Source organism: Chryseobacterium urinae, assembly GCF_030518295.1.
In the GTDB taxonomy this organism is placed as follows: domain Bacteria; phylum Bacteroidota; class Bacteroidia; order Flavobacteriales; family Weeksellaceae; genus Chryseobacterium; species Chryseobacterium mucoviscidosis.
In genome coordinates, this window is sequence record NZ_JAULSJ010000029.1 from 1 (window position 1) to 14,586 (window position 14,586).

The 14,586-nt window shown below is 37.7% G+C and carries 7 protein-coding genes; 5 read left to right on the forward strand and 2 right to left on the reverse strand.

Annotated features, from left to right (window positions below; all coding sequences use genetic code 11):
* Positions 1-81: 81 nt before the first annotated feature.
* Complete coding sequence (locus QWT87_RS16220; protein ID WP_116097109.1) at positions 82-372, reverse strand: helix-turn-helix domain-containing protein; 291 nt, start codon at positions 370-372, stop codon at positions 82-84.
* A gap of 185 nt (positions 373-557) precedes the next feature.
* Between QWT87_RS16220 and ccoN the strand changes: the two genes are divergently transcribed.
* From ccoN to QWT87_RS16245, 5 genes are all read left to right on the forward strand, one after another.
* Positions 558-2,837, forward strand: coding sequence for a cytochrome-c oxidase, cbb3-type subunit I (gene ccoN / locus QWT87_RS16225; protein WP_256040859.1), 2,280 nt, complete (start codon positions 558-560; stop codon positions 2,835-2,837).
* Positions 2,838-2,853: 16 nt separating this feature from the next.
* On the forward strand, positions 2,854-3,741 hold the full coding sequence (locus QWT87_RS16230; RefSeq protein ID WP_076390805.1) for a cbb3-type cytochrome c oxidase N-terminal domain-containing protein: 888 nt from the start codon (positions 2,854-2,856) through the stop codon (positions 3,739-3,741).
* 295 nt (positions 3,742-4,036) lie between these two features.
* Entirely contained in the window at positions 4,037-9,067 is a 5,031-nt protein-coding gene (locus tag QWT87_RS16235; protein WP_302717273.1) for a translocation/assembly module TamB domain-containing protein, read from the forward strand.
* On the forward strand, positions 9,068-11,395 hold the full coding sequence (gene tamL / locus QWT87_RS16240) for a translocation and assembly module lipoprotein TamL (protein WP_302717275.1): 2,328 nt from the start codon (positions 9,068-9,070) through the stop codon (positions 11,393-11,395).
* A gap of 12 nt (positions 11,396-11,407) precedes the next feature.
* Positions 11,408-12,343, forward strand: coding sequence for a YihY/virulence factor BrkB family protein (locus QWT87_RS16245; protein WP_302717277.1), 936 nt, complete (start codon positions 11,408-11,410; stop codon positions 12,341-12,343).
* A gap of 37 nt (positions 12,344-12,380) precedes the next feature.
* Here QWT87_RS16245 and argS read toward each other — a convergent pair whose 3' ends face one another.
* Positions 12,381-14,495, reverse strand: a complete 2,115-nt coding sequence (gene argS / locus QWT87_RS16250; protein WP_302717279.1) for an arginine--tRNA ligase — start codon at positions 14,493-14,495, stop codon at positions 12,381-12,383.
* Positions 14,496-14,586 lie beyond the last annotated feature (91 nt).

Below are 14,586 nucleotides of genomic sequence, written 5' to 3' on the forward strand. Positions count from 1 at the left end.
AATTTTCTTCGTTTTTAATTCACTAAAAATAAAAGACTGCCCCAAAAGAAGCAGCCTTTCCGATTTTATATCTAACAATATTTATAAATACTCTTTAGGAACTTCAATTCCGTTCTTTTTCATGTATTCTACCAGATCATTATACTTATCTTCAAAACCGTTCCCGCATTTATCAGAAATACTGCATACATCAGAAGGTTTAATTTCTAAAATATCCGAAATTTTAGTTAAGATTTCCAGATTGATCTTCACTTTAGAATTTTCAATATCAGAATAGGCTTTCTGAGAAATCCCCATCTCAAAAGCCATATATTCCTGAGTAAAATCCTTACTCCGTCTTATTTTCCTGATGTTTTGTCCACATATTTTCATCTCTCTTGTTTTTAGTAGTTTTCGGTATATTTTAGAAGTATATCTATTAGACTTACACAAAGTTAGTAAATACCTTTGTCAAAACATTATTACACTACATGATATTTAAATATTACCTTAAAATTTGTTTGTAGAATTAGGCTTTAATAGAAAAATATCAACTTCAGTACAACACAATAGGAATTATGGAGACGCAAAAATTTAATTATGACAATAATATTGTCAGAGCATTCCTCTATGCTACAATCGCATTCGGTTTGGTGGGTTTTTTACTCGGGCTTACTGCTGCGCTGATGCTTTTTTATCCTGAGCTTCCGGAATTTTTATTCGGAACCGATGATACAACGATTAAAAGTTTAGTATCTGGAAATATTCAGGGACTTATTAATACTCAGGGAGCTTTAGGTTTCGGGAGAATCAGAATGCTGCATACGAGTGCTGTAATTTTCGCTTTCGTCTGTAATTCCTTTTTCTGCGGTGCATATTACAGTATGCAGAGACTTCTTAAAACAAGAATGTACAGCGACACTTTATCATGGATTCATTTCTGGACATGGCAGATCATGATTGTTTCTGTGGTTATCACTTTCCTTATGGGAATCAACACCTCAAAAGAATATGCAGAACACGAATGGCCGATTGATATTTTAATTACCATTTCATGGGTTATTTTCGGGATCAATATGTTCGGAACCATTGCCAAAAGAAGGGTGCGACACCTTTATGTAGCCATCTGGTTTTACATGGGAACGTGGCTTGCCGTAGCGATGCTTCACATCTTCAATAATCTTGAAGTTCCGTTGTCTTTCACTACATGGAAATCTTATTCCATCTACGCAGGAGCTAAAGATGCTTTGGTTCAGTGGTGGTACGGTCATAATGCGGTAGCGTTCGTACTCACAACTCCGGTTCTTGGTTTAATGTATTATTTCTTACCAAAAGCGGCAGACCGACCTGTATTTTCATACAAATTATCAATCATTCACTTCTGGTCTCTGATCTTCGTTTACCTTTGGGCAGGACCACACCATTTACAATATACTGCGCTTCCTGCTTGGGCGCAGGCGGTGGGAACAGGTTTCTCCATCATGCTGATCGCTCCGTCTTGGGGAGGAATGCTGAACGGATTGCTGACTTTGAGAGGAGCTTGGGACAAAGTAAGAGAAAATCCTATCTTAAAATTCTTCGTTGTTGCGGTAACCTGCTACGGTATGGCAACCTTTGAAGGTCCGCTTTTAGCAACAAAATCTTTAAATAAAATTGGTCACTATACAGACTGGGTAATCGGTCACGTACACATCGGAGCATTAGGATGGAATGGTTTCATGGCTTTCGGTATCGTTTATTATCTGATTCCCGTAATGTGGAGAACACAGCTTTGGTCCAGAAAACTAGCCAACTGGCATTTCTGGCTGGGAACTTTAGGAATTATTTTCTATGCGGTTCCAATGTATATTTCAGGATTTACTCAGGGATTAATGTGGAAACAGTTCAATCCGGACGGAACTTTAGTTTGGAAAAACTGGCTGGATACCGTAACTGCAATTATTCCTTACTATAAAATGAGATTCTTAGGAGGCCTGTTCTATATTTCAGGAGCCATTTTAATGGTGGTGAATGTTATCAAAACCGTCAGAGCAGGATCTTTCCAGAAAAACGTTCCGGCAGAAGCTCCGGCACTGGCAAACATCGGATCTGCGAGAAAAGAAGGCGAAGGAATCCACTTATGGATCGAAAGAACCCCGAGAGTTATGGCAATATTAGCTTTCATAACCGTAGCCATCGGAGGTTTGGTAGAAATTATTCCGACATTAACCTTAAAACAGAGTGTTCCTACCATTACCGCAGTAAAACCTTACTCACCGTTGGAACTGGAAGGAAGAGATTTATACATCCGCGAAGGCTGTAACGCCTGTCACTCTCAGATGATCCGCCCTTTCCGTGATGAGATTGTAAGATTTGAAGGCAAAAACGGACAGTATTCCAAAGCAGGAGAATTTGTTTACGACAGACCATTCCTTTGGGGATCTAAAAGAACAGGACCGGATCTGCAGAGAGAAGGTGGAAGAAACCCGGATTCATGGCATTTCAAACATATGTATAATCCAAGAATTACCTCAGCGGGTTCTATCATGCCGCGTTTCCCTTGGCTGATAAGCAATACACTGGACAGAACAAAGACGGTAGACAAGATGAAATTAATGAAAAATTACTTTGACGTTCCTTATTCAAAAGCAGAAATAGATTCCGCAAACCAATGGGCAGACAATCAGGCAAATGGTATTGTGAAAAGAATTTATTCTGAAGCGAAAGATGTAAAAGATCAGGTGGAAAAAGACCGTGCTGCAAAAGGCGCATCCTTTGTTCCATTGGAAAAAAGAGAAATCGTAGCCATGATTGCTTATCTGCAAAGATTGGGAACAGACATCAAAACCACTCAGATTCAAACTGCAAGTGCAGAATAATTTAAATTAAATTGACATGAAAACAAGAACCCCGATTTCAATCTACATTCTCGTAACAGTAGGTTTAACGATTATGGCGTTCGAAATGTTCGCGCACGATTCAGGATATTTTTCTTCACCTTTTTTCTGGGGATTAATGCTTATTGCCATTATTCTTCTTCTCATCATGAATTCCATCGGAGATTTAATTGAAGGTGAAAATTTTAAGAAATTATCTGACGAAGAAAAAGCAGCCTATATTAAAGATAAAAATACACCTTACTTTCAGAAACTCTGGAATTCGGCATTCAAAAAGCAGTCTGCAACAGAGGAAAAAGATATTCTTATCGATCACGGATTCGACGGAATTACGGAGCTGGACAATTCTCTTCCAAAATGGTGGATCGGTTTATTCTACTTCGGGTGTATTTTCTGTGCGGTATATCTAATTGCTTTTACCTTTACAGATTATGCGCATCCGGATGCAGAACTGAATGCAGAAACCAAAACAATGCTTGCTTCTATTGCCGAGTTTGAAAAAACCGCACCGCAGGTAACACTGGAAACTGCAAAATACAGCGCAGACAATATTGCGGAAGGTCAGGAATTATTTAAAACAAACTGCGTAACCTGCCACGGAGAAAACGGAAAAGGCGGAATCGGTCCTAACCTTACAGACACACACTGGATTAATGTACAACAGAAAAGCCTGTTTAAAAACGTAATCTGGATGCTGGAAAACGGTTCACCTAATAATCCTACGATGAGACCTTTAATTAAAGAAGGAACCATTACCGGAAGAGATGCCGAAAAAATTGCAGCCTATATTTACCATATCAATCAGGAAACCCCTCCTATTACTCCGGCTCAGGGCGGTGCTGCCCCACAAGGCGAACAGGTAAAATGGGAGAACGGAAACGAATAAAAAATAATTATCTCAACACTTAAACCATGCCAAGCCCCCTATCCATACACTAACTAAACATTTTGAATTTTCATTTTTGCTAAACCTTTTCAACAGAAAAATGATTAAGAAGGGGGCTTTTTAAACAATTCAAACCCGAGCCTTGACTGCCATTTTCAACTATTCACTTGACAATAAACTAAACTAAATTCCATAATTGGCAGTCGAGGCAGGGTTTTTGTATTAAGAAAAAGTGTACCACAACATAGTAACAGTACGGTAAGTATTGTTATATTTGTTATAAACCCGATCACTTTTGAAACTGAAAATCAATAAAAGAAAACTCTTAAAGCGTTTTGCAATTACCATTATATCCATACTGGTATTTTTTTCGTTATTAGTACTTAGCTTAAGACTTCCTGTTGTTCAGAACTTTATCAAAGACAAACTGGTTGTTTATCTGGAGAAAAAGATTAAAACAAAAGTTAGTCTCGAAAGAGTCTACGTCGGCTTTCCCAACAGTCTTGTGATGGAAAACCTTTATCTGAAAGGTCAGGATATCGACACCCTTTTGGCGGTAAAAAAACTGGATGTGGGTTTAAATATGCTTAGACTCATCAACTCCACCGCAGATATTACGTCTGTAGATCTGGAAGGAGCAAGAGCCAATGTAGTGAGAAAACCCGACGGAAAATTTAACTTCGATTATATTCTGGATGCTTTTGCAACAAGCGATAAGGAAGAAAGTGCGTCCAAACCGTTCATTATTTCTTTAGATAAAATCAATCTGAAAGACATCGGTGTTACCTTCAACGATCAGCAATCCAGAAATGATATTCAGCTTTACTTTAAATCTTTTGATACAAGAGTAAAAACATTTGATCTTCAAAAGAATTCTTACGCCGTAAACGACATCAATTTAGACGGCTTAAAACTGAAACTGAAGCAGGATCTTGTAGAAGAAGTTTCCAAAAAAGTAGAGAAAAAAGTCGATTCTCTTAATAACAAAAAGCCCATGCAGATTGGCTTAAGAGGAATTAAACTCACCAATTTCAACATCGATTACGGAGATGACAATACCAAAACTTTCGCTAAAGTTTTATTTAAAGAATTAAGCACGAAAGTGAATAAACTCGATCTGGAAAACAATGCCTACAATGTGGATAATGTTTTTCTTTCAGGAGCCGATATTAACGCCAATTTATATCTTCCTGCGAAAAATGCCAATCCGAAAACGGAGCCGGAAGTTTCAAAACCTTCGGAAAAAGAAAAAGCACTCAGTCTTCTTTTAGGAAAATTTGTTTTAAATGATGTAAAAGTCGCCTACAACAATACCGCAATTGCTCCTACCAAACAGGGAATGGATTTCAATCACCTGAATTTTTCCAAACTCAATCTTGAAGTCAGAAGCTTTAAAATGCAGGACAATACTTTTGCAGGAAACGTAAATTCCGCAGAAATTCAGGAAGCAAGAGGACTGGATATCCAGAAATTCAATACAGATTTTGTGTATAATGATAAACAGGCTTATTTAAAAGATCTTTATCTGCAGACCCCGAAAACTATTCTTCGCGATGAGGTCGTATTAAATTACAATTCAATCGAACAGTTAAGCTCAAATTTAGGAGCCGTACAGATTTCAGCCAACATCAAAGATTCAAAGATCGGATTTTCGGATATTCTGAATATTGTTCCGACCTTAAGAAATACCACGCCTTTCAACAAATATCCCAATGCGGTTTTAAATGTTAATGCCAATGTAAAAGGAAGCGTCAATGATTTATTGATTAATAATCTGAAAATTTCAGGTCTCGATCAGCTACGGGTTGCCGCATCCGGAAGAGTGAAAAATGCAATGAATCCGGATCAGTTGTATTATGATCTGAAAATTGCAGAATTATCGTCATCAGCAAAAACCATTTACAATCTGGTTCCCAAAAATACAATTCCGAAAAATATTTCGCTGCCTTCCAATTTCAGCATCAAAGGAATCGCAAAAGGAACTACGAAAGTGGTTGCAACAGACCTTAACCTCTACTCTACGCTTGGAAATGCTTCCGTTAAGGCAAATGTGGATATGCGCAGAAAAAACAGGGAACTGTATGATGTAAAAGCCAATCTTCAGGGACTTCAGTTGGGGAAAATCATCCAGAATAAAGAAATCGGAGCCATTTCTGCACAGATTTACGCGAAAGGAGAAAGTTTCGATTTTAAAAATGCCAATGCCGATCTTAAAGGTCATGTTGCTTCCGCAGTTTATAAAGGATACCGTTATCAGAACATGAATCTTACCGGAAAAATCCGCCGCGGAGTGTATAACGTTGTTTTAAATTCAAAAGATCCGAATGCGAACATGATGTTAACCGCTTCCGGAGTGTACAACGAAAAAAATCCGACGGTAAAAGTAAACGGAGAAGTCATAAAATTAGACCTCAACAAACTGGGATTCTATAAAGATCCGATGATTCTTGCCGGAAAAATAGACGGAGATTTTTCTAATCTCGATCCCGACAATCTGAACGGTTATCTGAATTTAAAAGACTTCGCTTTTTCGGATACCAAAGAAGTATACCCGATTCAGGAAGTGAATTTAAAAGCGTCTTCAACTGCGGACTCCACCAAAATTATGTTCAATTCCCAGATTGCAGATGTCGAATTAAAAGGAAAATATAAACTGACACAGATTTTCGGAGCTTTATCGAATACAATTAACCAATATTATCAGTTTCAAAAACCCGGAAAAGCACAGAAAATTCAGGCAGGACAGTTTTTTACCTTCAATGCAAAAATTAAAAATGATGATCTGATCAGAAAATTTGTTCCGGAACTGAAAAGTTTTGAAACGATTAATGTAAACGGAAATTACGATGCAGATTCTCAGAAAATTGAGATCGACGGACAGATTCCGCAGGTTCTTTACGGTGAAAATTCTATTGAAGATGCCACCATAAAAGTAACGAACGAAAATAATGCTTTGCAATATAATCTTTATGTTGCAGGATTAAAAAGCTCCAGTTTCGCACTGAATAAAGTAGGAATTACAGGGGATGTTGCCAACAATATCATCAATTATAACATCACCACGAAAGACCAGAAAGAGGTGACCCAGTTCATGATTGCCGGAAATGCAAAATCACTGAACGACATCACGGAAATTTCTTTAAATCCGAATGGTTTAAAATTAAATTATTCTGACTGGACGGTTTCTGAAGGAAATAAAATACAGATCGGGAAAAACGGAATTCTCGCAGACAATTTCAGACTCTCCAACGCGGGAAGCGAAATTGCCTTACAATCCGAAAGCCAGACTGCGAATGCTCCGCTGAATGTTTCTCTGAAGGATTTTAAAATTGAGACCATCACCGAATTAATTAAAAAAGATACAGTTTTGGCAAGAGGAACGATCAACGGAACGGCTCAGCTTAAAAATATTACGAAAAACATGACCTTCACTTCGGATCTTAATGTATCTGATCTGATTGTCTATGGAAATACTGTCGGAAATCTTGCCGTAAAAGTCAATAATAATGCTCCGAATCTTCTGAATGCGGATATTGCACTTTCCGGAAATAACAACGATGTGAAAATTCTGGGAGATTACAATACTTCTTCCAGCACATTCGATATGAATATGGCGATCAATCAGCTTCAGATGAAATCTGTACAGGGATTCTCGATGAATGCGATTACCAATACGGAAGGATATCTTTCAGGAAATCTGAAGATTACAGGAACAGCATCCAAACCGAATATTTTAGGTAAAGTAAAATTCAATGATGTAGGTTTGGAAATAGCAAAAACAGGAAGTGATTTCAGAAAACTGAATGACGAAATCAGCTTTACCAACCGCGGAATTGAGTTTGATAATTTTAAAATTAAAGATAAAGACGGAAACGCGCTTAGAGTGGACGGACAGGTTCTTACGCAGACATACAGAGATTTTGCCTTTAATCTTGATGTAGATGCACAGAATTTCAAAGTAGTGAATTCTGAAAAATCCAACGATGCCATTATGTACGGCGTTCTCTCTATTGATGCAGGATTACACATCCGCGGAAATTTAGATTTGCCGAAGGTGGACGGAAGACTGGCTGTTGCAGACAACACCGACTTTACTTTTGTGCTTCCGCAGTCTTCTCCTACGCTTCAGGAAAGAGACGGAATTGTAGAATTTATCGATCAGGATCAGGTTGTTTTAAATAAGACTGTACAAGCAGATTCATTAAATTCCCAGAGCAAAATTAAAGGAATGGACGTAAGTGTGAACATCGAAATCAGTAAGAAAGCAAAAATGTCTTTACTGATTGATAAAGCCAACGGAGATTTTGTGAAACTTCAGGGGGAAGCAGAATTAACGGGCGGAGTCGATCCATCGGGAAAAACCACGCTTGTCGGAGTCTATGAAGTGGAATCCGGAAGTTATGAAATGACGGTAAGTGTTCTGAAACGTAAATTTGATATTCAGAAAGGAAGTACCATTACATGGACCGGAGAACCGACAACGGCAAATCTGGATATTACCGCCGTCTATAAAACCGAAGCCGCCCCAATTGATCTTGTGGAACAGCAGATCAGCGGAGAACAGGCTTCCACACTCAATCAGTTTAAGCAAAGAATTCCTTTCAGCACGTTACTGAAAATGAAAGGCGAACTGCTGAAACCTGTAATTACTTTTGATATTACGACAGACGAAAAAAATAACGCGGTTTCTTCCACGGTTACTGATATTGTGGATCAGAAACTTGCCCAGTTGAGAACTCAGGAATCTGAGATGAACAAACAGGTTTTTGCCCTTCTTCTTCTCAACAGATTTATCGGGGAAAATCCTTTTGAATCCGGAGCGGGACTTTCGGGAGAAATGCTGGCAAGACAGAGTGTGAGTAAAATTCTTTCCCAACAGTTAAATAATCTTGCCTCGGATCTTATTAAAGGAGTGGATCTTAATTTTGATCTTGAATCTTCTGAAGATTATTCTACAGGATCTAAAAATACGAGAACGGATCTGAATGTAGGGTTAAGTAAAAAATTACTGAACGACCGTCTGAAAGTTTCTGTGGGAAGTAATTTTGCACTGGAAGGAGAAGCACGGCAAAATGAAAACATGACGAATATCGCAGGAGACGTAACAGTGGATTACAGCCTTTCCAGAGACGGAAGATATATGCTTAGAGCGTACCGTAAGAATGAATATCAGGTTGCGCTTCAGGGACAGATCGTGGAAACAGGCGTAGGATTTATCATCACTTTGGATTATGACAAGTTCCGCGATATTTTCCAGAAATCTAAAAACAGAAAGCAGAAGGAATCCAGAAAAAACCAACAAAACCAAGTTGTAGAATTTAAGTAAATGAAAAAAAGTTATCAGACCTATTTTAAATTTTTAATCACCTGCGGAATGGCTTCTGCAACACTTTCCTGCAGCAATACAAGATTTCTGAAGGAAGGACAGATGCTTTACACGGGTGCGGAAGTGAAGATTGAAAACGACACTTTGCCGAAAAAGGAAAAGAAAGATCTTCAGAGCGCACTTCAGGATAAGCTGACTCCTAAACCTAACTCTTCATTTTTAGGATTAAGACCTAAACTGTATTTTTATAATATTGCCAAAGAGCCGAAAAAAGAAAAAGGCTTCAATTACTGGCTGAAATATAAAGTGGGAGAAAAACCTGTTTTGCTGGGTGATGTAGACCGCGAATTCAATAAAGATATCATTGTTAATTATTCTGAAAACAAAGGATATTTCAATGCAAGAGCTACGTATGACACGGTTTCCAAAAATAAAAAAGCCAAAGTAATTTACACTTTGAAACCAGGAGCAAGATATCTGATCAGCAATGTAAAATTTCAGAAAGATTCTTCACTTGTGAATCAGGAAATCCAGAATCTGAAAGACAACACGCTTTTGAAGCAGGGAAATCCTTTTGATCTTGATGTGATAAAAGCTGAAAGAGAAAGAATCGATAACCGTCTGAAAGAAAGAGGATTCTATTATTTCCATCCGGACAATCTCATTGTTCAGGCAGACAGTACAGTAAGCAAAAATCACAAGGTGGAACTGAATGTGAAGCTGAAGGATAATACGCCGGATCTGTCTACGCAACAATTCAGCATTGATAAAGTAATTGTTTTCCCGAATTACAGTATTCAGGATGTAAAACAGGGGAAATATTCGATCCCGATGAACACAGATTCGCTTCAGAAATATGAACACGGCGATATCTACGTTATCGATCCTCAGAATAAATTTAAACCGAAAATTTTCGACAGAGCATTATATTTTAAAAAAGGGGATCTGTACAACAGAACCAATCATAATCTTACGCTGAACAGGCTCATCAGTCTTGGTGTCTTCAAATTTGTGAAAAATGAATTTATTGTTTCCGATTCTTTACAGCATAAATTTGATACGTATTATCTTCTGACTCCGAGAGAACTGCAGTCGCTTCGTCTGGAAGCTTTGGGAAGAACCAATTCTGCAAATTACGCCGGAAGTGAAGTGAATCTTAACTGGACCCACCGTAATTTTTTCCGCGGCGCCGAACAGTTTAAAGCTTCTGTTTACGGTGCTTTCGACTTCCAGATCGGAGGTCCTGAAAATGCGAAAAATATTTTCAGAATGGGAGCGAATGCTCAGCTTTCGATTCCTAGAATTGTTGCACCTTTCAGATTTAATTCTTCAAGCGCATTTGTTCCGAGAACCAATATTTCGGTAGGCTATGAATTCCAGAACAGAACAGAAGATTATTCCCTCAATACTTTTACGGGGTCTTTCGGGTACAATTGGAAAGAAAACGCACGAAAAGAACATGATCTGAAGATTTTTGACATCACATATGTTTCTCCGGCAAATATTACAGATGCTTATCGAGAGGTTTCTCAAAATAACGATGCTTTAGAAAGAGTGGTAAAACCTCAGTTGATATTCGGACCGATTTATTCCTATACGTATACCAACACGATGCTCCAAAAGCCAAATACTTTTTATTATAAAGGAACTTTGGATCTTGCAGGAAATTTAACCGGTTTGATTACCGGAGCGAATGTTGAAAAAGATAAAGAAAGAAAAATTTTCGGTGTTCCGTTCAGTCAGTTTGCCAAAATTGAAAATGATTTCAGGTTCTATCATAAATTCAATGAAAAAACGTCTTTGGCGACAAGAGCTATTGCGGGAGTTGCCTATCCTTACGGAAATTCGGAATATATTCCTTTTTCCAGACAGTTTTTCTCGGGAGGAAGCAACAGTGTGAGAGCCTTCCGCGCAAGAACTTTAGGACCTGGAAGTTTTGATCCGAGAACCATTAAACCGGGATATTATTTTGATCAGTCGGGGGATGTAAAGCTGGAACTGAATGCGGAATACAGAGCCAATCTCTATAAATTTTTAAATGTTGCCTTGTTTGCCGATGCCGGAAATGTATGGCTGATTAATGAAGATTCCCAAAGACCGGGAGCGAAATTTTCTAAAGAATTTTTAAGCGAAATAGCTGTAGGCGCAGGTTTTGGTCTGAGACTTGATTTCTCTATCCTGATCCTGAGACTGGATCTAGCCATGCCATTGCGCGTTCCTTATTATGAAAGGGGTGAAAGATGGACATTTGATAAAATTAATTTTGGAGATTCGAGCTGGAGAAAAGATAATCTAATCCTGAATATCGCCATCGGATATCCTTTCTAAACCAAACCATCAATGATCGAACAATTAAAATTTTTCTGGGAAACATTAAAAGAATCATTCAGACAATGGAATAATTCTTCGGCTTCAAGTGATGCCGCAAGTCTTGCCTATTACGCTATTTTTTCAATTCCCGGGCTTTTAATTATCATCATCTGGATTGCAGGATATTTCTTTGGTGAGGAGGCTATTCGCGGAGAAATCACGAATCAGATCAGCGGAATCATGGGAAAAGATGTTGCAAAAAGCATTCAGGATATGATTGCAGGAGCTTTAATTGACAGAGAAAATATTTTTATGAAAGCTGTGGGAGTCGGTTCCTTGGTTTTCGGTTCCACTACTCTTTTCTTTCAGCTTCAGCACTCGCTTAATAATTTGTGGGATGTTCAGGCTACTCCTAAGAAAGCATTCGTGAAATTTTTACTGGACAGAGCCAACTCTTTAGGAATGATCCTGATTATCGGATTTTTGCTGATGATTACAATGGTGCTTTCTTCAATGATCAGCATTCTGAATAACTGGATTACGAATTATTTTGGACTGGAAACTTATCTTATTGTTCAGCTTGTGAATTTCGGAATCGGTTTTGCCATTGTCATGTTGCTTTTTGCATTGATGTTTAAAATTCTTCCTGATGTAAGAATGCGTTGGAAACCGGTGTGGAACGGAGCTTTTCTTACCGCGATATTATTTACTCTGGGTAAATTTTTACTAAGTCTTTATTTCGGAACCACGAAACCTACTTCCGCTTTCGGAGCTGCCGGAACCGTGATCCTGATCATGATGTGGATTAATTATTCCTGTATGCTGATTTTCTTTGGCGCGGAATACACGAAAGTTTACGCCTATGAAAAAGGATATACCATTTTACCATCGAAACACGCAAAATGGAGCGATGCGAAATTGTATGAAGACAGTTTAAAAGAGAAAATAAATGCTGAAAAAGCTTAAAATAAAAAACCTTCAGAGCGTTCTGAAGGTTTTATTTTTACATTCTGTTTACGGTTTTTATTCCGAGTAAGCCTAATGATTTTTTTATGGTTTTTGCTGTGAGATCTGATAAATTCAATCGGAACTGTTTCAGATTTTCGTCTTCCTGACTGATAATCGGATTGCTCTGATAGAATGAATTGTAAGCTTTTACCAAATCATACACATAATTGGCTAAGAATGCCGGACTTAATAATTCTGCTGCTTTTTCTACCGTACCTTTGTAATTTGACAAAAGCATAATAAGTTCTTTTTCATATTCATTCAAAGCCAGATCTGAAGTCGTTTTAAATTCAAAATTAGCTTTAGATAATACCGATTGAATACGTGCATAAGTATATAAAACGAAAGGTCCTGTATTCCCTGCAAATTCTACACTTTCATCCGGATTGAACAGCATTTTTTTCTTAGGATCAACTTTCAGCATGAAATATTTTAACGCAGCCTGCCCGATAATTTCGTAAGAGGCTTCTTTTTCTTCATCGGTAAGACCTTCAAGTTTTCCTAGTTCAGTGGTAATTGCTTTAGCTTCTTTATACATTTCCTGCATTAAATCATCTGCATCTACTACGGTTCCTTCACGCGATTTCATTTTTCCGTTCGGAAGTTCCACCATTCCGTAAGACAAATGATACAACTGATCTGCCCAGGAATATCCTAATTTTCCTAAAATTTTAAACAAAACCTGGAAATGGTAATCCTGCTCGTTTCCAACAGTATAAATCAGTTTCTGAATATCATTCTGCTTAAAACGTTCTACCGCAGTTCCTAAATCCTGCGTCATGTACACGGAAGTTCCGTCCGAACGAAGCAATAATTTCTGATCCAGACCTTCATCGGTAAGATCGCACCATACCGAGCCATCTTCTTTCTGATAAAGCACTCCTTTCTCCAGACCTTCCTGAATCAAATCTTTTCCTAAAATATACGTATTGCTTTCATACTGAACCTGATCGAAATCTACGCCCAATCTGTTGTATGTTTCGTTGAATCCTTTGTAAACCCAAGAGTTCATCTCGTTCCAAAGGTTTCTTACTTTTTCGTCACCGTTTTCCCAGTCCAGAAGCATCTGTTGCGCTTCTTTCATGATTTCAGTTACCGGTTTACAGATCTCTTTCAGGTTGGATTTTTCAGCTTCAAGTTTGCCTTCAGCTTCCAATACTTCTTTAAAAATACTCTGAAAAACTTTGGTCTGAGATTTAATGGTTTCCAGTTCTTTTTCGTCAGAAATATTTTCTTCCTTATTCTTTTTGGAAATGATTTCCTCAACTTTTTTAGGAACAGCAGAAATTAAAGAATCATTATTTAAAGCTTCTTTGAACTGTTTTTCGAACTCTTCATGCAATGCAGAAAGTTCAGAAATATCTACTGTCTGAAGCAATTCTTTTTTCTTAGCTTCAAGATTATTTATTTTTTCATTTAATGTTTTAACTTCCTCTTTTTTAGGAGTGTCAAACTGATCAAATTTATTTATTCTGAAATCATTGAAGATCGTATTGGTCTGATTTTTCAATTCCTTATCAAACTCCACATAATATTTTCCGACGAAATGATCTCCTTTTGTACAGGTAGATTCCGGAGTTTCGTTGTTCCCGAATTTCTCCCAGGCCAGCATAGATTTACAGATATGAATTCCTCTGTCGTTGATGATCTGCGTTTTAATGACATCATATCCCGCTTCTTTCAAGATCTGAGCAACGGAAAAACCTAATAAATTATTTCTTACGTGTCCTAAGTGAAGCGGCTTATTGGTATTTGGAGAAGAATATTCTACCATAACCGTAGCATTTTTCTTTTCTATAGTGTCGAAACCATTATAAACAGATGTAAAATTGTCTACGAAAAACTGATTTCTGATTTTAATATTAAGGAAGCCTTTTACCACATTAAAACTTTCCAGTAAATCGGTCTGCTCTGTTAAAGCTTCTCCCAGTTCTACGCCGATACTTTCCGGATTTTTCTTCAATTGCTTTACCAAAGGGAAAGTAACAATCGTAAAATCTCCTTCAAATTCTGTTTTATTTTCCTGAACTTCCAGAGTAATGTCTTTCAACTGAAACACATTTAAAATAACCTCCGAAAGTTTTTCTTCTATTATATTTTTAATATTCATTGTCTGTTATTTAAAAACGAATGAGTCTTTTTCTGCTCTGCAAATATACGGAAATAAAAAAACCGCCCGAAGGCGGAATAAATATGAAGAA

Bases quoted from the DNA above. Each gene is read 5' to 3' on its own strand.
- QWT87_RS16220 (WP_116097109.1), bottom strand. From the start codon at position 372: ATGAAAATATGTGGACAAAACATCAGGAAAATAAGACGGAGTAAGGAT.
- ccoN (WP_256040859.1), top strand. From the start codon at position 558: ATGGAGACGCAAAAATTTAATTATGACAATAATATTGTCAGAGCATTC.
- QWT87_RS16230 (WP_076390805.1), top strand. From the start codon at position 2,854: ATGAAAACAAGAACCCCGATTTCAATCTACATTCTCGTAACAGTAGGT.
- tamL (WP_302717275.1), top strand. From the start codon at position 9,068: ATGAAAAAAAGTTATCAGACCTATTTTAAATTTTTAATCACCTGCGGA.
- QWT87_RS16245 (WP_302717277.1), top strand. From the start codon at position 11,408: ATGATCGAACAATTAAAATTTTTCTGGGAAACATTAAAAGAATCATTC.
- argS (WP_302717279.1), bottom strand. From the start codon at position 14,495: ATGAATATTAAAAATATAATAGAAGAAAAACTTTCGGAGGTTATTTTA.